The sequence below is a fragment of the Agarivorans sp. QJM3NY_29 genome (assembly GCF_050870835.2).
GTDB lineage: Bacteria > Pseudomonadota > Gammaproteobacteria > Enterobacterales > Celerinatantimonadaceae > Agarivorans.
The window spans coordinates 3,285,288-3,307,511 of sequence record NZ_CP194036.2 but is presented as its reverse complement, the minus strand read 5'-3'; the positions used below and the strand labels follow the sequence as shown (position 1 = coordinate 3,307,511).

19 protein-coding genes are annotated in these 22,224 nt (G+C 45.5%); 13 read left to right on the top strand and 6 right to left on the bottom strand.

Translation table 11 applies throughout. The annotated features are described in order from the left end of the window. Positions 1-5: 5 nt before the first annotated feature. Genes ACRRS0_RS15015 through ACRRS0_RS14990 form a run of 6 tightly spaced genes read left to right on the top strand, consistent with a single transcriptional unit; the run spans position 6 to position 5,839 of the window. Positions 6-1,058 carry a hypothetical protein gene (locus tag ACRRS0_RS15015; protein WP_432452395.1) on the top strand — a complete coding sequence of 351 codons (1,053 nt, stop codon included), beginning with the start codon at positions 6-8 and terminating at the stop codon, positions 1,056-1,058. Continuing rightward, entirely contained in the window at positions 1,042-2,559 is a 1,518-nt protein-coding gene (locus ACRRS0_RS15010) for a cobyric acid synthase (protein ID WP_432452396.1), read from the top strand. Before ACRRS0_RS15015 ends, ACRRS0_RS15010 begins: the two co-directional genes overlap by 17 nt. Continuing rightward, a complete protein-coding gene (locus tag ACRRS0_RS15005) occupies positions 2,552-3,850 on the top strand; it encodes a cobyrinate a,c-diamide synthase (protein WP_432452397.1) in 1,299 nt (432 codons plus the stop codon). Before ACRRS0_RS15010 ends, ACRRS0_RS15005 begins: the two co-directional genes overlap by 8 nt. Continuing rightward, positions 3,847-4,428, top strand: a complete 582-nt coding sequence (locus tag ACRRS0_RS15000) for a histidine phosphatase family protein (RefSeq protein ID WP_432452398.1) — start codon at positions 3,847-3,849, stop codon at positions 4,426-4,428. The genes ACRRS0_RS15005 and ACRRS0_RS15000 overlap by 4 nt, the downstream gene beginning before the upstream one ends. 44 nt (positions 4,429-4,472) lie before the next feature. Further along, entirely contained in the window at positions 4,473-5,072 is a 600-nt protein-coding gene (locus ACRRS0_RS14995; protein WP_432452399.1) for a histidine phosphatase family protein, read from the top strand. Beyond that, complete coding sequence (locus ACRRS0_RS14990; protein WP_432452400.1) at positions 5,069-5,839, top strand: adenosylcobinamide-GDP ribazoletransferase; 771 nt, start codon at positions 5,069-5,071, stop codon at positions 5,837-5,839. Before ACRRS0_RS14995 ends, ACRRS0_RS14990 begins: the two co-directional genes overlap by 4 nt. A 151-nt stretch (positions 5,840-5,990) precedes the next feature. Here the strand turns inward: ACRRS0_RS14990 and yqfB are convergent, their stop codons facing one another. The 3 genes from yqfB to ACRRS0_RS14975 all read right to left on the bottom strand — a co-directional run bounded on the left by yqfB (position 5,991) and on the right by ACRRS0_RS14975 (position 7,598). Then, complete coding sequence (gene yqfB, locus ACRRS0_RS14985) at positions 5,991-6,377, bottom strand: N(4)-acetylcytidine aminohydrolase (RefSeq protein ID WP_432452401.1); 387 nt, start codon at positions 6,375-6,377, stop codon at positions 5,991-5,993. A gap of 161 nt (positions 6,378-6,538) precedes the next feature. Continuing rightward, entirely contained in the window at positions 6,539-6,853 is a 315-nt protein-coding gene (locus tag ACRRS0_RS14980) for an NUDIX domain-containing protein (protein WP_432452402.1), read from the bottom strand. Positions 6,854-7,112: 259 nt separating this feature from the next. Next, positions 7,113-7,598, bottom strand: a complete 486-nt coding sequence (locus ACRRS0_RS14975; RefSeq protein ID WP_432452403.1) for a GNAT family N-acetyltransferase — start codon at positions 7,596-7,598, stop codon at positions 7,113-7,115. Between the two features lie 486 nt (positions 7,599-8,084). On the opposite strand from ACRRS0_RS14975, the gene ACRRS0_RS14970 reads away from it, so the two are divergent. Next, positions 8,085-8,858, top strand: a complete 774-nt coding sequence (locus ACRRS0_RS14970; protein ID WP_432452404.1) for a PEP-CTERM sorting domain-containing protein — start codon at positions 8,085-8,087, stop codon at positions 8,856-8,858. Between the two features lie 255 nt (positions 8,859-9,113). Here ACRRS0_RS14970 and ACRRS0_RS14965 read toward each other — a convergent pair whose 3' ends face one another. Further along, entirely contained in the window at positions 9,114-11,030 is a 1,917-nt protein-coding gene (locus tag ACRRS0_RS14965; RefSeq protein ID WP_432452405.1) for a methyl-accepting chemotaxis protein, read from the bottom strand. An 842-nt stretch (positions 11,031-11,872) separates the two neighbouring features. Here ACRRS0_RS14965 and ACRRS0_RS14960 point away from each other — a divergent pair. Then, positions 11,873-12,919: an NAD(P)H-dependent flavin oxidoreductase gene (locus tag ACRRS0_RS14960; RefSeq protein WP_432452406.1), complete on the top strand. Its 1,047-nt coding sequence runs from the start codon at positions 11,873-11,875 to the stop codon at positions 12,917-12,919. Between the two features lie 66 nt (positions 12,920-12,985). Here the strand turns inward: ACRRS0_RS14960 and ACRRS0_RS14955 are convergent, their stop codons facing one another. Next, entirely contained in the window at positions 12,986-13,789 is an 804-nt protein-coding gene (locus tag ACRRS0_RS14955) for a substrate-binding periplasmic protein (protein WP_432452407.1), read from the bottom strand. 394 nt (positions 13,790-14,183) lie between these two features. Then, positions 14,184-16,667, bottom strand: coding sequence for a cation:proton antiporter domain-containing protein (locus ACRRS0_RS14950; RefSeq protein ID WP_432452408.1), 2,484 nt, complete (start codon positions 16,665-16,667; stop codon positions 14,184-14,186). Between the two features lie 328 nt (positions 16,668-16,995). Here ACRRS0_RS14950 and fucO point away from each other — a divergent pair, with 328 nt between their 5' ends. The 5 genes from fucO (at position 16,996) to ACRRS0_RS14925 (ending at position 21,856) form a co-directional block, all read left to right on the top strand. Further along, positions 16,996-18,144 (top strand): lactaldehyde reductase, encoded by a 1,149-nt coding sequence (fucO, locus tag ACRRS0_RS14945; RefSeq protein WP_432452409.1) that lies wholly within the window; start codon positions 16,996-16,998, stop codon positions 18,142-18,144. A 258-nt stretch (positions 18,145-18,402) separates the two neighbouring features. Then, complete coding sequence (locus tag ACRRS0_RS14940; protein WP_432452410.1) at positions 18,403-18,564, top strand: hypothetical protein; 162 nt, start codon at positions 18,403-18,405, stop codon at positions 18,562-18,564. A gap of 107 nt (positions 18,565-18,671) precedes the next feature. After that, positions 18,672-20,492 (top strand): vWA domain-containing protein, encoded by a 1,821-nt coding sequence (locus tag ACRRS0_RS14935; RefSeq protein ID WP_432452411.1) that lies wholly within the window; start codon positions 18,672-18,674, stop codon positions 20,490-20,492. Continuing rightward, positions 20,476-21,060: a sigma-70 family RNA polymerase sigma factor gene (locus ACRRS0_RS14930; RefSeq protein ID WP_432452412.1), complete on the top strand. Its 585-nt coding sequence runs from the start codon at positions 20,476-20,478 to the stop codon at positions 21,058-21,060. The genes ACRRS0_RS14935 and ACRRS0_RS14930 overlap by 17 nt, the downstream gene beginning before the upstream one ends. Next, on the top strand, positions 21,053-21,856 hold the full coding sequence (locus tag ACRRS0_RS14925; RefSeq protein WP_432452413.1) for a hypothetical protein: 804 nt from the start codon (positions 21,053-21,055) through the stop codon (positions 21,854-21,856). Before ACRRS0_RS14930 ends, ACRRS0_RS14925 begins: the two co-directional genes overlap by 8 nt. Positions 21,857-22,224: the final 368 nt, after the last annotated feature.

The window sequence follows — 22,224 nt, the reverse complement described above, 5'->3', positions numbered from 1 at the left end:
ATATTATGTGGTTGAATTTTATAACTTTAAACTCGGTTGCTCCGATCCCAAACCTACATCAGATTAGTGACGCGGGCGCAGGTGACGGGCTGATGCAATTGCACCCCTCGCGCGATACCGAGTTGATTGCCTGTGGTCAGGCGAATACCTTACTGGATGGCCAATTTTTGCCTTCTCCGGAATTGGCCAACGGCTCGGTGACTCCGGCGATTTTGGTTCATGGAATATTTCGCGCCCTGCAGGCCAAAGGTTATAAAATTCGACTGCATTGTTATCAATTAGGCCTGGAGCATGAACCTGATTTTAATGGCAGCATGGTTGATCACCTAGTGGTGCATCACTGTGCGCTGGGTGCAGAGCAACAGCTGATGCAACAACAGTTGATTCCTGAGTTGAAACGTCAGGCGGCAGCGGGCGAGCGGCATCTGATCGCCGAGTCGGGAATAGGAGGCACTAGCTTTGCCAGCCTTTGGTTACGACGTTGGTTGGGTCAAGTCTTGAGTTTTGCTGGGAGTACCAAAGATCCGGAAAAGTTGCGAGTAAAAGAACAATTGATTGAATCTCTGCTGAGTCAGACCGCACAACTGCCGCTGGCGGTGGAGCCTTATGTGGCTAGTTTACAATGGTCGGATCCCATTCAGCGAGCCTGTTGTGCACTACTCGACTCGGAGTTAGTTCGTCTCGACTTTGCCGGAGGCGTGATGATGTTTGCACCAGTGATTGCCATGCAACATCAACTTCGTGATAAACAATTGAGCATTGCCACTACGCGCTGGGTGATGGCCTCCGGTGATTCGCAAATTATCGCCGCGGCACTGCCTGCGAATTGTCGTGTATTGACTCCCGAACTACGTTTTGATGGCTCGAAGTTTAAGGCATTGCAAATGTATGAAAGAGGCTACGTGATTGAAGGCTGTGGTTTAGGTGCTTGTTTGGTATTTGCCGAGCAGCAGGCAATTAAGCCACAACAGCTACTCGCCAGCCTCGATCGTGCGGTGACGCCATGGTTGAAACCGCAACAACAGCAACAAGGATCCGCTCATGCAAGCATGCACTAAAGCCCTGATGGTTCAAGGCACTACTTCAGATGCGGGTAAATCGGTGTTGGTGGCCGGTTTGTGTCGCGTACTGGCACGCAGGGGCGTTCAGGTTGCGCCTTTTAAGCCACAGAATATGGCTTTGAATAGTGCGGTTACCATCGACCATGGCGAAATAGGCCGCGCCCAAGCGGTACAGGCTTATGCTTGCGGTATTGAGCCAAGCACCGATATGAATCCGATTTTACTGAAGCCCAATACCGATGTGGGGGCGCAGGTGATTATTCATGGTAAGGCGCATGCGGAGATGGATGCAGTGTCTTATCATGCCTATAAACCTAAGGCGATGAAGTATGTGTTGGAGTCTTTTGCTCGTTTACAGGCGAAATATCAAAGCGTACTCATTGAAGGCGCGGGAAGCCCAGCCGAGATCAACTTGCGTGAGCATGACATTGCCAATATGGGCTTTGCTCAAGCCGCCAATGTGCCGGTGATTATTGTGGCTGATATCGATCGCGGCGGGGTATTTGCGCATTTGTACGGTACTCTTGCATTACTCACCGAGGCGGAACAGGCGCAGGTGGTGGGCTTTGTGATTAATCGCTTTCGCGGTGATAAAGCCTTATTGGAGAGTGGTTTGCAATGGCTGGAGCAGAAAACGGGCAAGCCAGTATTAGGCGTATTGCCTTATTTACATGGTTTGATGCTGGAAGCTGAAGATGCAATTAATGTGAATCAGCTGAAACAGGCGGAACATCCCTTGAAGGTGGTGGTGCCAATTTTACCGCGCATTAGCAATCACACTGACTTTGATCCATTGCGCTTACACCCCAATGTGGATCTGGTGTTTGTCGCTAAACATCAACCATTGCCAGCTGCGGATTTAATTATCTTGCCCGGTTCAAAGAGTGTTCGCAGTGATTTGGCATTTTTACGCGACCAAGGCTGGGATAAGCAAATCGAGCGGCATTTGCGGTTTGGCGGTAAGTTGATGGGAATTTGTGGTGGTTTGCAGATGTTGGGGGAAGTGATTGCGGATCCACTCGGTATCGAGGGCGTTGCGGGTGAAAGCGAAGGTTTGGGATATTTGCCTTTACAAACTGAATTGCAGAACAACAAGCAGCTGCGGCGTAGCAAGGGTATTCTGACGATGCCAGGGGCCGAATCCGTAGCAGTATTTGGATATGAAATCCATGCTGGCCGCACCTCGGGGATTGGTCCTCAGGCACCGCTGAGTTTAGACTCTGGCCCCGACGGTGCATTTGGAATGGAGCAACAGGTGTTTGCAACTTATTTACATGGCATCTTTGAATCCAGCGAAGCCTGTGCCGCCATTTTACGCTGGGCTGGTTTAAGCGATGCCAAGGGGCTGGATTTTGAGGCGCTGCGCGAGCAGGGCATTAACCGGGTGGCTGATGCCATAGAACAACATCTCGATTTACAAAAGCTGTGGCCAGAGTTTGATTTTTCATCTCCAGCCGCTCCCAGCGTTCCACAAGCCACTGGAGTCAACATTGCCTAAGCAACAACACCTATGTCCGGCCTTAGTGGTCGCCGCGCCTAGTTCGGGCAGTGGTAAAACCACGGTGGTTGCGGCCATCGCCCGGTATTTTACTAACTTGGGTAAAACCGTACGAGTATTTAAAACTGGCCCCGATTTTATCGATCCTAACTTTCTGGCCTTTGCCAGCGGGCAGCCAGTGTATCAATTGGATTTTTGGATGTGCGGTGAAGCCCACTGTAAAGCTCTGGTGGCCGAGGCTGCGCAACAGGCCGATTTGATCCTGATTGAAGGGGTGATGGGCATGTTTGATGGCCAATGTTCTAGCGCCGATATTGCAGCGGTGTTGGGGATCCCGGTACTGGCGGTAATCGACGCCGCCGCCATGGCACAAACCTTTGCGGCGATCGCCTTTGGTCTGAGTCATTATCGTCAGGATGTTGCAATGTATGGCGTGTTTGCCAACCGGGTTGGTTCTGCGGGTCATGCACAAATGCTTAAAGATGCCTTGGCCGATTCATTGGCATTTTGTGGTTATCTGCAAAAAAATTCAGGCCTTACCTTGCCAGAGCGTCATTTAGGTTTAGTGCAAGCCGAAGAGTTGGCCGATCTCGATCAACGATTGGATTTGGCCGCCGCGATGCTCTCCGAAACCGCCAAGCTCAAGTTGCCTCCCCCAGTCGCCTTACAGGTCCCCCAGGCAGAACCTCTGCCCCTCTTATTGGTCAACTGCACCATCGCGATTGCTCGCGATAAGGCTTTTAGTTTCATCTATCAGGCGAATTTAGATGTATTGCAGCAACTGGGCGCTCACTTAGTATTTTTCTCGCCCATTGCAGGTGATGAACTCCCACTCTGCGATGCGCTGTATTTGCCCGGCGGTTATCCTGAGTTGCACTTGCAAGCGTTGCAGGATAACCAAGTATTGATGCAGCAGATCAGACTGCATGCCCAGAGCAAGCCGATTTTGGCAGAATGCGGCGGTATGCTTTATCTCAATCGAAGTCTAAGTGATGTCGATGGGGTGAGCGCCGAGCTCTGTGGGGTGCTGGATGCCACGGCGCAAATGCAGGATAGGCTCTGCGCCTTGGGTCTGGTGGAAGCTGATTTTTCCGGTCAAAAACTGCGCGGTCACAGTTTTCATTATTCTAAAACCCAGTCGCAGCAGTGGGTATTATGCACGCCGATTGCCCAATCGGGCCGCGAGATGGATCCGGTGTGGCAGCAAGAAAAGTTGATAGCCTCTTATATTCATTGGTACTTTCCCTATAATCCTCGGTTAGTTGCCAGTATCTTTAAGGGGGAGTTGTGAGCCTTATATTGATCCGCCACGGTCAAACGCAGTGGAATGCGCAGCGGCGCATCCAAGGCTGGCTGGATAGCCCCTTAACCGAGCAAGCGCTGCAGCAATTGATTACGCTGCCTTTGCCCGCTTGTCATCTGCCGCTGTTGTTTTGCAGCGATTTAGCTCGCGCTTATCACAGCGCTCAGCTATTGGGAAAGCGTTTAGGCTTGAAACCAAGCGTTGATGTGCGGCTTCGCGAACGCTGTTTTGGTGAACTACAGAGTGAGGTGATCGATCAAAATCAGCACTTAAGTGAGCAGTGGCGAGTCTACCAGCAACGTTATCAACGACAAATGCAGGGTGTGGCCGGGCTCGAGTCGGAAGCTGATTTTGCGGCGAGAATTCATTCTTTCTTAATCTCTCTGGCCCCTTTCGCTGAGCAACACGACATTATCATCGTCGGTCACGGCGAGTGGTTACGTGCCTTGAGCAATATTCTGCGCGGGCAATGCTCCTGGGCAGAAGGTCAAGGCATTGGTAGCAATGGGAAAGTCCAAAGGCTGGACTTTCCAATACAGCACTCGGGACTGCAATGCAGTGCTTGAATGGAGCGATTGGCGCATTTACCTATAACATAAGAATGATTTAGATGAGCACTACCAGCATTGATTTACTGCGCCATGGTTTACCCAAAGGGGCAGACTGCTTTCGCGGCCATAGTGATTTTGCCTTAACCGAAGAGGGGATGGCGCAAATGTTTGCCGCCATGCAACATGCCCCCGTGGCAGAGCGATTGGTGAGTTCGCCGCTCCGTCGTTGCCGTGATTTTGCCGAGCAATACGCGCAACAGCATGAATTAGAACTGCAGCAGGCCAAACAATTCATGGAAATTGATTTTGGCGATTGGGACGGTCTGCCCAAGCAGCAGGTTTGGGAGCGAGAGCAGCAAGTCTTGAGTGCCTTTTGGGCCGATCCCTGGCATGTGACGCCGCCCGGGGGCGAGAGTTTATTGGCCTATGAACAGCGGATTGTGAGTGCCTGGAAGGCGCTACTCAAACAACATCGGGGTAAGCGCGTGTTGTTAGTCACCCATGGCGGGGTGATTAAACAAATTTTGCGTTACGTCTTGCAGCTGCCAAGAACTGCCAGTTACTTGCAACGCTTGGAGATTGGCTATGCAGCAAGAATCTCCATTTCGGTTTTTCACGATTCAGATGGCCAACTTTGGCCTCAGGTAAGTTTTACATGACAATTGCTTCTAAAATCACCTATCAATGGCAGGTTCTGCTACTGGCGATTTCTATTTTTACCCGTTTGCCAGTTCCTGCGGATCTGCCTTATAGCGAAGATCGCAAGAACGAGTCTTATAAATTCAGCCCCCTGGTGGGCTTGCTGGTGGGTTGTTTAAGCGCTTTGGTGTATTCGCTCAGCGCCCAGCTGTGGCCGCAAAGTGTGGCGGTGGTGTTATCGATGATTGCCAGTATTTATATGACTGGTGCTTTTCATGAAGACGGCTTTGCCGATACCTGCGATGGTTTTGGCGGTGGTTTTACTCCGCTCCGCAAGCTGGAAATTATGAAGGATTCGCGGGTGGGCGCTTACGCGCTGATAGGCATGGTGTTGGTGTTATTGCTCAAATATGTCAGTCTCAGTGAGTTGCATCAAGTGCCCTTAGCCTTGATGATTGCCCATACCTTAAGCCGCAGTGTTGCGGTGAGTTTTATCTACAGCCATGGTTATGTGCGCCAAAGTGAACAGTCGAAGTTAAACATTGCTCACAGCCCAAGCCGTAACAATGATCGCCTGGTATTGTTGTTGATTAGTCTGCTGTCGTTAAGCTTGTTGCCAAGCTTGGGCCTAGCGGTGGCTTTAGTTGGTGTATTGTTACTGGCGCGGTTTGGTTTCGACCGTTGGTTGCATGCACAGATCGGTGGCTATACCGGTGATGCGCTGGGTGCGATTCAGCAGTTATCAGAATTGCTCTGTTATCTGTTTTTATTATATTGGTTGAGTTAAAGCCGATGCGGTGGGGTGGCTTTTATGCCCCTTCATCAGCAGCACTTCGCTCCCTGGCGAATACTTGTTTCAATGTTGGTTAGTTTGGCGAGTGCTGTTGATTGCTGTTTTGCTTTGACGGTACCGCCATTTTTATTTGCTCAGACAAAGTTTAGTCGCTGAAAAGTTGGCCGCCCCGGGTCATTTTTTCCCCTGCGTGGCGCAAGTTGTTATGCGTTGTTGGCCGTAACTGATATGTAATCACAAACAATTCATTGGTATCTGGGTAGATTTCTTTGATGAGCTCTTTAAGTCTTGGTAATTCCAAAAACTCTTGTTGAGCATGGAATTCATTGATCTCATCAAACTTTATTGGTGCTACAGATTCAATTTCTATGTCGCAAACTTTTTGATCGGTTTCCAAGGTGAAAACTTCGACTTGAGAGCCGACAACATAATGGCTTTCAGATTTGTCTCGGATCGTGATTGTCTTTTTACCTGATGTAATCAATGGCGTAAGAAATTCATAAAACGTAATTTTATCTGGAACATCAGTCATTGTTTATTTTCACTTTGCAATATATAAACAGATAAGGGTCGTTATGAAGAAAATTTCCTTGTGATAACAAGGAGATGTTCCATCTTTCCCGCATTTTTGTTAAAGACAGCGATTTTAAAGCATCAATTAAACGAGTTGCAGTAACTGTCTTTATAATTTTGTTATGGGTATTTTTGACTAGGATACCAATTTTTTTCAACAAGCATTGGAAATTCCTTGGTTTCGAATATTGAACTAACCTGAACTTGCTTGATATTGGAGGTATTGATCCACTTTAGCTCAGCAATTTCAGCTGCTTCTTTCAGCTTACCTTGATATGAATGGACTACATAAACATCCATCTCGAGCTCAATTTTTTCAATAGCTGAAGCTGGCGCTTTATATGAGTTAAAAAATGAAAAGTCGCCCTTTTTTATGGTGATTCCAACTTCTTCTTTTAACTCTCTCACTAAGGCGTCTTCTGGAGACTCTCCCATATCAGGCTTTCCTCCTGGGGCAAAAAAGTATCGTTCCCTTTGGAGCGCAAAACCAATAAAGACTTATTTTCAATGATGATTCCAGCTGACTTTTTCATTCATATTTCCTGATTTATAGCTATTATTAGACATAACACGCTCGCAACTAATAGACATAACGCTGGCAGCCGCTACGCATATTTGGTCAGGTTAACCAAACGCGCTGCTTTGTGGTGAAAGCGAAGTCGCAACAAAGCAGCTTTGGTTGTGCTTGGCATTGTTATGTCGAAAGTTCATGAAGCATAAGCTGAGCACCTACACCGTAACTGGGGTCTACCGCTTGGCTTCCTAAAGATGAAAAGCCTTGCTTTTTCCAGAACTCAGAAGAGTCTTGCACTGCAACCAAGCGAATCTGCTGAAAACCGGAATTTTTCGCAATGTTTAGCAAATTCCCCACCATCTTTTTGCCTAGGCCGTGACCTGCAGCAGTACTCGAAATAGCCAAATCATGTAAAAAAAGAATTGTTCCCTCTGAGCCAACTGGCAGAGCTTGAAAGAGCTTTGGTGGGGTATCCTTATTCCATGAATGAGCCAACAAGTATCCAATTACGTTGCCTGCTTTTTCATACACGAAGCAACATTCTGGAGAACACAACCACTTACTTTTCAGAACTTCCAAACTTTCCGGATCGACCAGAGCATAAGCTTCGGCTTGAAGCTTTAAAATTTCTGACCAAGTGGCTTCATTTATTGGTTTTATAGACATCTTCGAACCCTAAATATTGCTGTATAACAGGAAATAGAAAATTCAGCTTCCAACCACGGAAAGAGTAGTCGTATTAGCACAAAGTTGTTCATGTACTGATGCTCTTGCATTAACTGATGGTCTACTTTGATATTTTTTCACTTTTTTCAATGTCAGCGTTTATTTTCTTGATTGGAATGACCCTCATTCAGCCTTATAAATAACGAACTTACATTATTCTTTGTTAAGGAATATATATAAATGTTCTCATTTTGTTGGTTTGATTGCTAGTGGGAATGTTGTGGTTTTTATATTTCTATTCTTCGGGATGATTAAATCAATATTTCAGTTTTATTTCATTTCAGCCTAGCATGTTAGCGTTGAATTAATCAATATATAACCACTTGTTTTTGTTGATTTTTTTTGCGGTTCGTGTATAGAGATCTTGGGAGAGCGATCTATTTAAATCGCTCTTATGGAAAATCAAAACTATTATATGGAGTAGAAATGAAAATAATTATGCTATCAATTTTATCTTTATTATTAAGCATCATTTCAGTTAGCGCATTTTCAAATGTTGTTTTATACGAACAAGATTTCGAAAATCCGACGGGTTATATTAATGGGAATGGCGATGCGAGTCTGCAGTCTGTTAATGCCTTGTATGGTGATCAACCCACAGGTTTTTCTTTCGCTCAAAAAAAGACGGTCGAAACGCTATATATATCGGGGAACGAAGCCTATGGTACAGGGTATTTAGACTCGTCTCGCCAAGGTGGGAATTATGCCTTGGGGATGCAGAATAGCCCGCAAAACGATTTAATTGGTTTGTCATTTAATGTTGGTCATTACGATTTTCTAAATTTTATGGCTGATATATCAAGCATTGAGCTTAGCTCTTGGGGGCCTCATGGTGTTATAGGTACTCCTATATTTGAGTTCACTCTGTTTGACAATCCGACGGGTGTGAATGGCACTGGTTCAGGGAAGGTTCTCGATAGTGGTGTTGCATCAGGAACGGCTTCTGACGTCGATACTTTTGACTGGAGTAGCGTTTTGCTTCCTCTTGAAACGGATGGTAATACCAACGGCAATGTTACATTGAGAATTGATTTGTTAGGGGGCGGTTATGCAGCGATAGACAACCTTCTAATTGTAGCTTCAGATATTCCTAACGATGTTCAGGTCCCTGAACCAAGCTCAATATTTCTATTATCACTTGGACTCATCGGATTGATGATGAACCGACGGAAGACCCTAACTAATCCCCATATATTCTAGTGTCACTGCCGTTATACATGTCTAGAGATCTTCTCAACGGGCGAACAAGCATTGGTGGTTAATGACCTAAATATTCCATCAATGCTTACTCTGTAGGAACGAAGAACATAGAGTACTTGTTTGTAAAAGCGGAAAGCCGGAGGCGTAGCTCTTTGTAGCCTCTAATTATTGCTGAACTGTGGGGTGTCATTCCGTATGTTTTTCGAAATGACACTCGATCCTATTTATGGGCATTATCGTATCAGGCCCAACAGTTTATAATTTAAAAAATGAGACCAAATTGACCAAATCATCTGATTGCTGATGCTGTTTGATTATTTGTGTTTCGATCTCGGTGAGCGTCTGCACATTATCTTCTAAAAGTGTTTTGATCTGTTCTACATTCATACTGATTTCTTTAGCGACGGATGTTTGCTCTTCTGTTGCAACAGATACTTGGGTATTCATCTGCGATACTTCATCAATTGCATTTACAATCGAATCATAGGCTGAACCAGATAGCTCCATTAAGCCGACCACTTCTTTGGTACTCTCTGATGATGAAGAAATGGCTTGCACGACATTTTTTGCACCGACTTGAATAGTATTAATAATGTTTGTTATTTCTGCGATAGAATTTTGAGTTTTCTGAGCTAAGCTACGCACTTCATCGGCTACGACGGAAAAACCTCTTCCTTGCTCTCCTGCTCTGGCGGCTTCAATAGCAGCATTCAGCGCTAACAAGTTGGTTTGATCGGCAATACTGCGGATAACATTGAGTATGCTGGCAATGTTATGACTGTCGTCACTTAGCTTGCTTACTAAGGTCGTTGATGATGTCATTTCCTGAGATAGATGATTGATCGCACCTAATGTTTGTTTGACTTTATCAATACCACTTTTGGCCTCGTTTTCTGCAGTTTGGCTTTGATCTGAAGCATTTTGTGCATTCTCAGAGATATCGTTTGTCGACATTGCCATTTCATGTATAGCGGAGGCGAGCATATCTGTTTGAGATAACTGAATTTGGACTGATTCGGTTGATTTTTTGGCTGAGCCGCTGATGATGGTACTGGATTCCGAAATAATATTTGTTAAGTCGGACAAGCGTGAAATAATTTTACGTAATGCCAAAGCCGATTCATTTAGGGCTGTATTTAATGAACCAAACTCATCATTTACGGCAATTTCGATATCTTTTGTTAAATCCCCTGATGATATTCTTTGAGCAAAATATATAGATTGATTTAATGGGCTCATAATTGAACGAATTAACCAATATCCCATACTAATAGCAGCCACAATAGATATTCCAATCGCCAAGACAATTAAGGTGATTGCTTGTTGGCGTTTTTGTTCAGCGATTCCAAGTTCTATCGATACTAGTTGAGTCATTTTTTTTGACGCCATCATGGCTGAACTTAACATAGAATCCGTGGCTTGGTTTAAGTTGCTATTTTCCGTTTTGATCCTTTTAAATAATGCTAAATAGTTTTGTAAGTTTCTTTCTAAGAGAGAAATAGTGTTTTTTGTATCATCAGATAACATGACATTTTTTATTTCTGATGCTTGAGTGTTTAGGTTTTCAATTTCATTGATGATTTTACCTTCTGATTCTTGATTATATTTTGCATTGTAAGTCCAAATGTTCACTCTAAGATCGTTGAATTTGTCTTTTAATTCTTTGGCTCGCTTGTATCGTCCAAATTCATCAAAAAGATGCTGATTCTTCGAGTAAAAATCATCAATGGAGAGCAGTGTGTTATCGATGTTCGAAGAGATACTGGCCGCTGCTTGGCTAAATTCTCCGCGAGCTTTGATTGCATTTTGTTTTGATGTTGAAAAATGACTAAATGCGTCAATGAAATCTTCAACGCTGTTGGTTATATTTTCAACTTCTTTTTTACTGGAAACTACTTCCATCATCGATTTAACTTGGTTGAGAATTGACCGTGTTTTCTCGGTTTGTATATAAGCATTCTCTTTAAATTTAGATTTTTCTGAAATCATGTAGTCGGCTTGTGCTAGGCGAGCAAGATAAAGTGAAGTATCTGCTTGGTTTAATTCTCGTACGATCTTAGTTTGATATGCTTGTTGTTGGATTTGAACGGTTGTTAATGTTCCTAATACGATAATAATTAGAACGAATATACTTAGTATAAATAAAAGTTTTCTCTTTATGGTAAATATCATTTGCTACCTCTTGAACTTCTTAAAAAAACAAACAATAGGTTGTTTATTTGGTAAGCCGCCAGATTAGTAGTCAAATTAATGCAAAGCAATTATCTTATAAAAGTGAATGAATTCATTATTGTTTATAATGTAAATATATCTGAACACCAAGAATATATTACGAAGCGACTTGTCTTGATAAGGGTTTAGATCGGTGGCTTGAATTTCTTGCGCCTTTTACCGCTGGATAGTTTTCGACGATTACACAGCTGCTCAACCTGCTCCAAGTGGAGGTGAGTGCCCAGCTCACTGGCATTCAGTTTATGGCTGATGGGGCTTTATCCCGGCTTTTTAGCGTTTCAATTTGACCCGTGCTTTTGTCAAGCGGGGCGCCGCGGTGTGGGGGAAAGGCGGTCTGCTGGGCTGCGGTTCACTTGCTCTGTTTACCCCTCACTGCTAATAAGTCATCAGCCACCTTACGGGTGATTGCCTTGGCAATTTGGGTCTGACAGGTGATGGCAGCAATTGTCGCGATGGAGTTATGCAAGTCGAGCGTTTGAATCAGCGTCTATATCGTGTTGATTTTATTGCTTTTGTTGTCGGTTTTTAGTTGGCCATAGAGCAACTGTTTGGCGCTGGCGTGGATATTCACCATATGGATAGTGCTTTGTTTGTCGTCTCTGTTATAAGAGTCGCGCAAGGTCTTGCCATCAAGGGCAACTGTTCCATTGAATACACAGAGCTCTTGAAACGCTGAAGGTGACGAATATTTGGGGTGATGGCTTCAAAAGCGAGCGCTTTAAATATGCGTGACGCTGGTGATAAAGTGGCTGATGAAAGGGGCGGCGTTATGGAAAGCGAATATGTATAAAGAAAATATGAAAGCACTACTGGGGACTCAATTACCAATTATTCAGTCGCCGATGGCAGGCGTTCAAGATAGCGCGTTAACTATCGCGGTAAGTGAGGCAGGGGGATTAGGTTCTTTGCCCTGTGGCATGTTAAGCATAGAACAAATCGTTAGCGAAATAGGTTTCATTAAACAGGCCACCGATAAACCTTATAATCTTAATTTTTTCTGCCATAAGATGCAGGCATATGCTGAATATCAGCATATGTTGTGGCGAGAAAAGTTAAAGCCATATTTTGAAGAATTGGCGATCCACAGCGAAAGTTTGCCTCATTATGTTAATAGAACTCCATTTAATCATGATATTGCTGATGCGATAGAGCCATTTAAGCCGGAATTTATAAGTTTTCATTTTGGTCTGCCCGAGCAGTCATTGCTGGCTCGGATAAAAGGATGGGGAACCAAGATTGTATCTTCAGCGACCACTATCAAAGAGGCATTGTGGCTGGAATCTAAAGGTGTTGATGGGATTATTGCTCAAGGCTTGGAAGCGGGGGGACATCGAGGGATGTTCCTGTCAGACGATATTTCGACCCAAATGGGGATGTCTGCGCTGGTCCCTCAAATTGTAAATAAAGTTAGCGTGCCAGTAATTGCCGCGGGTGGCATCGCTGATAGCCAAGGTGTTCAAGCCGCTTTGCAGCTGGGGGCGGGTGCAGTATTGATTGGCACCACTTATTTACTTTGCTCTGAAGCTAAAACGTCTCGCTTACATCGTGCTGCGATAAAGAGTCGTAAATCACAGCATACGGCGTTAACCAATGTGTTCTCTGGCAGGCCTGCTCGTGGCATCGTGAATCGAGTGATGAAAGAGCTCGGTTATATGCATCCGCTGGCTCCAAGCTTTCCTTATGCTTCAATTGAGATGACTCAACTCCGTAGCGAAGCTGAAAAGTTAAATTCTGATGCTTTTTCTCCACTGTGGTGTGGGCAAAATACCACTGGATGTAAAAATATTTCTGCCAGAGCCTTAACATTGCAACTTGCTGCTCAAGACTAGGGGCGTTGATTTTTGGAATGGATGTGTAACCGCTAATGATTGCTTGGGGCTCGTTTGCCGAGGTGCTTATTTGACTTGTAACATGCCATCTTTTACCTCCCAGTTAGGAGCTTGGTAATAAGCGGCCCATTTGTCGACGAGCTTTTGAAAAGAGCCATCGTTTTTCATGTCATCTAAGGCCGCTTGCCAGCGAGCAATCAGCCTATCTGAGGTGAGTTGAGAAAAGCCGATATAAATATTGTAACCATACATGGTAAACACTGCTTTCATGAGATGAGGATTGATTTGAGCTTCTCGTGAAATGGCTTGGATATCGAGATCGGTGGCTGCAAATAAGGTGGTTCGCCCTAATAATAATTTCCCTAATCCCTGTTCCCAATGGGTGGTGCTTTGCAGATTAGTAAAGCCTTGTTGTTTCAAGTATTGTTCTTTTGAGTCTTCGCGCATGGTCCCTATGCTCGCAACCTTTTTGGCGTCGGCTAAACTATTTATCGAAATTAGACTATCGCTTTTAGCAAACAGGCGTGCTTTTTTACGTGCGATAGGGCCTACCCATTTAAATTGCGCTTCACGTTTAGCGGTTCGGGCAATACTAAAAATGAAATTATTGTTGATGGTTTTCGCGTTACGATAAGCGCGTGCCCAGGGGATGATTTCAATGTTTACTATATCTCTGGTTCGATGGAAGATTTCCTTAATCACGTCGGTGGTGAAACCTGTTATTTCAGGCTCGCCTGGCTCTCCTTGTTTTGGTGTAAGCACAAAGTTTAGTGGGGGAGCATGGATGGTGTAGCCAAGCATCTCTTGGGCCGTTAACTGGCTTGAAAAGAGAGTGATTGCTACAGTTATCCATGAGATGGTTTTTATCATGTTTCACCTTCAATAATCCGAGCAAGGCTTTATGTGATCACTAGCGATTACAGTTGGTTTTAAGCTCATCAAATAATTTACCGAGTGTATTTAGCTTAGTAAGCCTCGATATTGATAGCCATTTTACGATGCGTGTCGATAATAACAGACTGGCGCTCATTATGAGTTAAGTTGTATCCGGGAGTATGCTTGTGATGACTCGAATTCCAAGCAAGTCGTTTACTCGGCGTAATATGTCCCCTTTTCAGCACCGTTAGTTTACAAAGTTATAGAGAAGAATGGTAAGCAAACTTAAGGCAGTGAAAGCCTTTAAGGTCAACATGAGTCATGCGCTTTGTCCTCAATCCACTTAATTTCTGCGGGCTTTGGGGCACTACTGGCTGGTGAGCGTTTTTTACTGGTTTGGATTTATAGGCTCAGGTGAGGTGACAGCTTGCTGCTGCGATAGTTGTTGTTGTAGCTCTACACTTAATCGTTCCGCCAGCTTGGGGTCTTCACTAGATACGCTTCTTAATACGTTTAAATCTATCCAGATAAGATCACAGGGACCTTCGCTGTAGATATCCTGTTGAAAATGGCCTGTCAGTAGTGCTTCCAGTCCTAAACAGCTGCCTAAAGTGTCGATTTTTTGCTGGTGTTGCTGGATTTTTCCACGACATAAAATGGCGATTGCATCGGCTTGCTCGCCTCTTCTCTGGAGTAACTCGCCTTGCGGGTAGATCCGTCGCCAGGCGTGACGGCTTAAGCTTAATAGAGAGCGCTCCTTGGCCTGTGCAAGCCAAGTCACCTGTTTGAGTATGCTACAAAAATCACTGGGAGTGGTGAATCTGGGCATATTACGCAGTGCCATTAAACGCCGTTCTACGTCATCTAACATTTTCTGGGCTTCGGCCTGCTCGAGTTGTGCTTCTTCGACCAGCTGAGTGATTAAAAAGCGCTCTTTATTATGCAGTTGGCGGCTGGCCGTTTGGGTTTCTAAGCTGTAGGCTACTTCCGGAAAGCTTTCTTGTAATTGCCAGATCATCTCTAAGACTTTGGTTTTGTTATGGGCAATTTGCTGGGTGAATACGTCTGCTAATTGCGGGGTTGGTGCTAACTCGGTGGCGATTTGTAGGATATGATCTTGGGCCAAAATATACCCGCGAGCCACTTCATAACCTAAGGCCATTTGGTTGAAAGACAGACTAAGCGAGAGTCGGCTAAGCCAGGAGATACGCCCAAGTAATTTCACCAATAGTGGTGTTTTCCAGTAGTGGAACAAGACTTCTCTTGGACCGATGGAAGGCGCGCCATCGAGGGCGCGATCTACGCCATCGACCAACTTACTTACCGCGAGTCTTTCAAGACCGCCGCTGCGATAGAGTTTCCAGTAAAATTGACGTTCGGTTTCCAGTAAGCGCCGTTGATAAGCAATCCTGAGTTCACCCGACTCGGCATCGCCGCCTAAGCTGTCATCGAGGTCGTTTTCACTGAGCTGGAGCCCTTTGGCTATTTTTGTCCAGTCTGCACGAATGGTGAGAGGGTCTTGTTTTAATACTTTGATTTCCTGATTCAGCTCGCGGTAGATAAGGTGTTGGGCCTTATTTACGGTGACCTGCTTTGAGTGGGGTAAGCCACTTAGCTGCAATTTATTTAGCAGCCAGCCCATGCTGCTGCCGTTGATCACAATTGTCAGTACCACGATTCCAGCGGTCATAAATAGGATCTGTTGACCAACAAGTGGCTCGATTTGTGGGTGGTTGACTAAGGTCAGTGCCAGTGCCAGAGAAACCGCACCGCGTAGTCCCCCCCAAGTTAATACGCTGGCTTTTTGCCAAGAGAGTCCAATACTAATTCGACCTAATATCGGCATTAAAATGGCGATTGAAAGGGCTCGTATGAGCATTACCCCGAGGTATAATGCGGCTAAGGTCCACCACCACTCAAGTAAATCCAAACGCACCTTGAGAGCAACGATTAATCCGACCAGTAAAAAAATTAGCGTATTGGCGATATAAGCCATCATTTGCCAAAATGAGTGCAGAAAATCGGCGCTTTGGACGGATATTCGAGTGCGACCGGGGCCTGCAAATAGGATAGCCATGGTGACGACAGCCACCACACCGGAAACATGCAACACATTTTCAGCTATAAAGTAAACCAAATAGGCACTGGCAATGCTGATACTGATTTCGACCATTGGATTATTAAATAGTCGGTCCATCCATAACAGTGCCAGATAACCAATGGTTAAGCCAAGCAGTAAGCCCGCCAGTACCACTCGAAAAAATTCATTCACGCCTTCGAAAAAGGTAAGTGATTCAGTATGACTCAGTAAACCAAGAAACAGCGAGAACAGTACAATGGCAGTTCCGTCGTTGAGTAGTGATTCACCTTCGATTAGGGTTTCCAAGCGTTTTCTAGAGCTGACTTCTTTAAGCAGGGCCACCACCGCTACCGGGTCGGTGGCGCTGATTAAAGCGCCAAACAGTAAACACAGCGCCCAACTCCAATCCAGAGGTAATACAGCGTGAACCAGCCCAGCGGTTGCGAGCATCGCGAGCATTAATCCGGGAACTGCGAGTAGTGCAATTTGGCTGAAGATCCGTCGAAACAAATGGGTTTCCATGGCGAAGGCGGACTCAAAGATCAAGGTGGGTAAAAACATAAATAGGATCAGATGTGGGTCGATAGAGGTCACGGTAATTAAGGCCTCTGATAAGCCTTCAAGCTTGAAGTTGAAAGAACGCAGTACCAGACCTGCCGCCAAACCAAGCAGCAGCAGGGCAACGCTGTAGGGCAGAATACTTTTCTTTAATACAGAACGCAGTAGGGCCCCCAGCAAGAGAGCCACAATTGCGAATAAAATAAAGAAGATACCTGTATCGCTGCTAACCATGGCTAGCGCTCCTTGTCGATATCAACTTGCAGTCACAACAGTTTGCTGCGGGTAGTCACTTGACCGACCACTCAAAGAATAGTTTGTAAAGCGTGTCTGTGTTGGATTTTTGGACGTATTTTTTAAGTCGTGAAAGCTTTGATTGACGCGAGACTTGCCGCCTGAAGAGACGCGAGTTGAATAGTACAAAATTGTCGACTTGTAACAATATATTGGCTAGTCGGTAGTTTTGAAAAACCGAGCACAAACTCCCCCTCGCTCGCTACATACAATGTGCCTAGCGTAACTATTGGTGTTACTTAATTGTAAATTATGAGAGGGAATAGCCATGGCATTTGCATTGAATCTTCCAAAGTTAAGTTTAGCGGGTAGCGGGGCCGTTGAAGATGCGGTGACGGTACTGAGTCAGCAATTTGTAAAAAAAGCCTTGATTGTCACGGATACTAATTTAGTTAAATTAGGTTTGTTAGATACTTTGTTGAGTGCCCTAGATAGCTATTCGATTGCTTATGAGATGTTCGATGAAGTCTTACCAAATCCTACTGCATCTCTGGTGCGGCGGGGTCTTGCTGTATATCAAAAAGCCGAGTGTGATTGTTTTATCGCAGTGGGTGGGGGCAGCCCAGTCGATTGTGCTAAAGCCATTCGTATTATGGCCTCTAACGACGGTGATATTTGTGATTTTAATGGCGTCGGCAAGGTGACTCACTCTGGGGCATATTTTGTTGCCATTAATACCACCGCAGGTACGGCTGCAGAGATGACTTCTAATTCGGTGATTACCGATGAAGAAAACCAAGTCAAAATGGTGATTATCGATGCCAAACAAATCCCGGATATTGCGGTGAATGATCCCAGCTTGATGCTTGGTTTACCGGCGGCAACCACGGCTGCTACTGGTATGGACGCTCTCACTCATGCGATTGAAGCCTACGTGACGCCGGGGGCGCATATTTTAACCCGGCCGACAGCCTTAGAGGCGATCCGCTTAATTAGCAAATGGTTGCCAGTAGCTGTTGCAGAGGGCCAAAACTTTGAGGCACGTGATAACTTAGCATGTGCTCAGTTTTTGGCGGGGATGGCGTTTAATAGCGCAGGTCTTGGTTTAGTGCATGCGATGGCTCACCAACCCGGTGCGACGCATAATCTACCGCATGGTGTATGCAACGCAATTTTGTTGCCGGAAGTGTGTGAATTTAACGCTGAAACCTGCCCTGAGCCGTTTCGCGCGGTTGCCGAGGCAATGGGCGGTAGAACCTTTGATCTCAATGATAAAGACGCGGCAGCCCTCGCGGTCGCTTTGGTTCGTCAGTTGTCGGCGACAGTTGAAATTCCGTCAGGCTTTGCTGAGTTAGGGATCCGCGAGACTGATTTTGGTCAATGGATTGATAAAGCGATGCAGGACCCTTGTTTACCGGGGAACCCTCGCCAACCCAGCCCTGATCAAGTGATGCAGCTTTATAAACAAGCCTTATAAATAGACCTTAGTGCCCTCGAAATCTCTGGTTTTGGGGGCAACTTTTAGATGAATAATTGATAGCAAATGAAAACTGTTGTGTTGGTAAAGTTGATTGTGTTGATGGTTTTTGTCGTGTTGATTTATGTTGATTGTCAATCAAGCAATGATCTCAAAGCGTTGTTTAAACCGCTAAATTTCAGCTTCACTCATGCTGCAGAGTTGACCGACGCTGATTATTACATGGCCGAACATGGATCATAACACTTGGGAGTTAACATGGATCTTTCATCTATTTATGCACTGATTATGGCAGCAATAGAGGGCAGTGAAACGAGCGAGCCCGTGTTGCTTCATGTACTGATTCGTTTAACCTTAGTATTTATTCTACTTACTATCGAGGTGAAATTTTTTGTGTTCTTAAACCGCAAACTGCCTTAGCCAAATGCTAGGTAAAATTGGCCCAGATTAATATTTTTCATTTTTTTAGCCTCGTTTTTGGACTTGCAACGATTACTAAGTTGAGACTTTCTTAAATAAGGTAATCGATGATGCAATTTTCTTCTGTTTCTACTTTTTCTCCGGTGGCGCGCGCTGTGGGTTTGGTGCTAGCTGTATCAGCTTTGGTCGCCTGTGGCCAATACAGCGATACGCAAGCAGAGCAGTCTAAAGCGCCAGTAGCGCCCACCGCCGAGCCGCTGATTTTAGCCGAAGACGCTGCCATTCCCCGGCAAAGGTTAGAGCAAGCCGCGGCGGTTCAACAATTGACTCGCCACGCCAAACTTTCGCCACAAGCAGACCTTCGTTATGTTTCACAGATACAATCATTGCCTAAAGTAAGCAATCAGGAAAACTATCAAGTGCTTGAAGACTCAACTGTGCACTTGGTGAGTGAGCAGCCGGTGTCTACTTTTAGCGCTGATGTAGATACGGCTAGTTATGCCAATGTTCGACGTTTCATTAATCAGGGGCAAATGCCACCTAAAGCCGCTGTGCGGGTTGAAGAGCTGCTTAACTACTTTTCCTATGATTATCTGATGCCGCATTCTCTGACTGAAGCGCAGCCAATTGCTGCGAATACATTGCTCACCGCGTCGCCTTGGAACCCCAATAATCATTTACTGCGGATTGGTATTAATAGTTACCAACCGGACATACAGCAACGCCCTGCAGCTAACTTAGTATTTTTAGTGGATGTCTCGGGTTCGATGCAATCCAGTGATAAGCTCACGCTAGCCAAGCAGTCGATGTCGTTGATGCTCAGCCAACTTAAAGCCGATGATAGTGTGGCAATTGTCACCTATGCCAGTGGCACCAGTGTGGCACTGCCCGCAACCAAAGCGAGTAGCCGACAGACGATCGAAAGAGCGATTGATAGTTTAAGGGCTGGTGGAGCCACCAATGGTGAAGCGGGTATTGCTTTAGCCTACCAGCAAGCACAGCAAGGCTTTATCTCCGGCGGTATCAATCAAGTTTACTTGATCTCGGATGGCGATTTAAATGTTGGGGTGAGTGATGTGGATGCGCTCAAACATTTGATTGGCGAGCGGCGTAAGGCGGGGGTTCAATTTTCGACACTTGGTTTTGGTCAGGGAAATTATAACGATTATTTAATGGAACAACTGGCTGATACTGGCAACGGCGTCTCCGCATATATTGATACCCTTCATGAAGCGCAGAAGGTGTTGGTGGATCAGTTGGGGAGTAGCCTGTACACCGTCGCTCATGATGTAAAATTTCAAGTGGAATTTAATCCAACGCAGGTCTTAGAATATCGTTTACTTGGTTATCAGAATCGCCAACTCGAGCGTGCCGATTTTAATAACGATCAAAAGGATGCTGGCGATATCGGTGCCGGCCATAGTGTGACCGCCATATATGAACTCACCTTAGTCGGTGATCAAGGCTTAATCGAACCGCTGGTATTTCAGTCTGCGTCGCAAGCGAAGCAAGCCTCGGCAGAAACTAGTCCTGCGATTGCTGAACTGAGGCTACGTTATAAAACTGCTCACTCTAAAGTTTCTGCGAAGCAGCTTCAAAGAGTCCACAAAGATGACTTTATTGCACTTTCAAAAATATCAGATGACGATAGGTTTGCGTTAGCGGTGGCGGCTTTTGGCCAAAAATTAACTGCCGCTCCCTACCTTGGTGATGTTAGCTATCAGCAAATTATTGATTGGGCAAATCAGGCTAAAGGTAAGGATAACTTTGGATATCGTGCAGAGTTTGTTAAATTGGTCAGATTAACGTTTAGCTTAGCGCAGCAGAATGCGGCCTTGCTTGATTCCCACTCAAGCCTCATTTCTCAGCCGCAAGGTCGTATTTTACCAGCAAGGAATCAAGCCCAAACTTATGAGCTTAGCCAGTGATGAGCAACTGATGCTCGACTATGGACAGCGTGGCGATCTCGCGGCCTTTGAGTGCTTGTATCAACGTTATCGTAAAGCGTTATTTGCCTTTGTTCGACAAAAAATGCCTGAAACAGCTGCTAATGAAGTGTTTCAGGATATTTGGGAGTCGCTGATAAGCCAAGCGAGTAGTTTCCACCTGATGGTTACCAGTGAGGCGGGGGTCTCTGTCTATGCGGGCTGTGAAGGTAAGTTTCGGGCCTTCCTTTATACTATTGCTCGTCGCCGTATTGCCGATCATTGGCGTCGCCAAGGTGGTCAAGGTGAGCAAGATGAACAGGCCTTAGCGGGGCTTTTGGCGACCACAAATCCAGAGTTAAGTCATCAACAGGCACAAGCCAAGCAGGTGATTCTGCTCTGTGTATCGCGCTTGCCGAGAAAGCAGCAGGATGTTTTTATGTTGAAACAAAATGGCTTGGCAGTTGCCGAAATTAGTGTGGTATTGGATGCCTCCTTCGATGCGGTGAAAAGCCGAATACGCACTGCTTATCAGCAATTACGTGAATGTTGGGAGAAACACCATGGCTGAGCATACTGATAATCCCCCGAGTGACGCGCAAATCGATCAAGCATTTCAGCAAGCCATCGACCCACTGCAACCTTCGCCCGAGTTGGATCAGCAGATCTTAAATTTGGCCGAGCAGCAGACTAAACAAGCCAAAGTAGTGCCTTTGGTTCGTCGCAAAAGTTGGGCGGGGGCTCCGTTATGGGCCAGTGCCGCTTCGATTGGCTGTGTTGGCGTATTGGGCTGGTGGTTGTGGCAGAGCGTGATGCACGATCCAAGTCTGGCAACACCCAGCGAATTGAGCTATCAAAACGAAGCCCTTCGTTCCGTTGCAAGTCCGTCTTCTGTAGGAGGAGTGGAGCGGCGAGACCACGAGCTGCAACGGGCGGAAGCTCAACAGTCGACAAGCCAAGCTCGAATACTACAAGAATCAGCGCGAGCAGTCGCTAAGCAAAGTATCGCCAGTGATATGGGGGGGGAGCCTGCGATAAATACACCTTCTCTTTCGGTATTTGAAGCGGCAAGCGCCTTGTCAGATGAGCAGCGTCATTGCATTCGCGATGCTTTAGCTGATTTGCGTCCGGAGCAGCTGGCGCGCATTGCGATTCAAGATCTAAGCTTGTCGCAGCAGCAAGCTATCACTCTCGCGGCAACTAAACTTAAGCCCAATTTAGCGTTGCACTGGCAACAACAAGCTTGGTATTTACTCCCCTTCGATCCATCTTGGTGGTTAGTTCCGCAGAGTGTCAATCTTGAGTCTACATTTGTCTATATCTTCCCTGACAAGCTGCGTCATCATTGTCAAAATATCGCTCAATAGAGAATCGTTAACAGGAGCTCTCTATTGCTGTATTTCTTCAGGAATTTGGCGGCCTTAAGGACAATTCATGGCACGTTGTGGTGATTGTGAGTATTTCATATTGGTATTCGAAACACTCACTGGTACTTCGGATTAAAAGCAATCGCTCAGTTTTTTTTCATACGGGTCTACCTCGCCAGTCTATTGCAAATATAACGAAGTTGAATAAATGCTTACTGCTGGTGCGAGCAAGGGATGTTTCACTGTGGCCGCCGACCGAAACTTAAGTGTGTTTTGAGATGAAGCCTGCGCTTTCCTTAGATGTTTAGTTTAATGACTGTCTGTTTTATTTACATTAAACCTTTAATTTTAAATATTTCGTATAATTT

Bases quoted from the DNA above. Each gene is read 5' to 3' on its own strand.
- ACRRS0_RS15015 (WP_432452395.1), top strand. From the start codon at position 6: ATGTGGTTGAATTTTATAACTTTAAACTCGGTTGCTCCGATCCCAAAC.
- ACRRS0_RS15010 (WP_432452396.1), top strand. From the start codon at position 1,042: ATGCAAGCATGCACTAAAGCCCTGATGGTTCAAGGCACTACTTCAGAT.
- ACRRS0_RS14995 (WP_432452399.1), top strand. From the start codon at position 4,473: ATGAGCACTACCAGCATTGATTTACTGCGCCATGGTTTACCCAAAGGG.
- ACRRS0_RS14990 (WP_432452400.1), top strand. From the start codon at position 5,069: ATGACAATTGCTTCTAAAATCACCTATCAATGGCAGGTTCTGCTACTG.
- yqfB (WP_432452401.1), bottom strand. From the start codon at position 6,377: ATGACTGATGTTCCAGATAAAATTACGTTTTATGAATTTCTTACGCCA.
- ACRRS0_RS14980 (WP_432452402.1), bottom strand. From the start codon at position 6,853: ATGGGAGAGTCTCCAGAAGACGCCTTAGTGAGAGAGTTAAAAGAAGAA.
- ACRRS0_RS14975 (WP_432452403.1), bottom strand. From the start codon at position 7,598: ATGTCTATAAAACCAATAAATGAAGCCACTTGGTCAGAAATTTTAAAG.
- ACRRS0_RS14970 (WP_432452404.1), top strand. From the start codon at position 8,085: ATGAAAATAATTATGCTATCAATTTTATCTTTATTATTAAGCATCATT.
- ACRRS0_RS14965 (WP_432452405.1), bottom strand. From the start codon at position 11,030: ATGATATTTACCATAAAGAGAAAACTTTTATTTATACTAAGTATATTC.
- ACRRS0_RS14960 (WP_432452406.1), top strand. From the start codon at position 11,873: ATGTATAAAGAAAATATGAAAGCACTACTGGGGACTCAATTACCAATT.
- ACRRS0_RS14955 (WP_432452407.1), bottom strand. From the start codon at position 13,789: ATGATAAAAACCATCTCATGGATAACTGTAGCAATCACTCTCTTTTCA.
- ACRRS0_RS14950 (WP_432452408.1), bottom strand. From the start codon at position 16,667: ATGGTTAGCAGCGATACAGGTATCTTCTTTATTTTATTCGCAATTGTG.
- fucO (WP_432452409.1), top strand. From the start codon at position 16,996: ATGGCATTTGCATTGAATCTTCCAAAGTTAAGTTTAGCGGGTAGCGGG.
- ACRRS0_RS14940 (WP_432452410.1), top strand. From the start codon at position 18,403: ATGGATCTTTCATCTATTTATGCACTGATTATGGCAGCAATAGAGGGC.
- ACRRS0_RS14935 (WP_432452411.1), top strand. From the start codon at position 18,672: ATGATGCAATTTTCTTCTGTTTCTACTTTTTCTCCGGTGGCGCGCGCT.
- ACRRS0_RS14930 (WP_432452412.1), top strand. From the start codon at position 20,476: ATGAGCTTAGCCAGTGATGAGCAACTGATGCTCGACTATGGACAGCGT.
- ACRRS0_RS14925 (WP_432452413.1), top strand. From the start codon at position 21,053: ATGGCTGAGCATACTGATAATCCCCCGAGTGACGCGCAAATCGATCAA.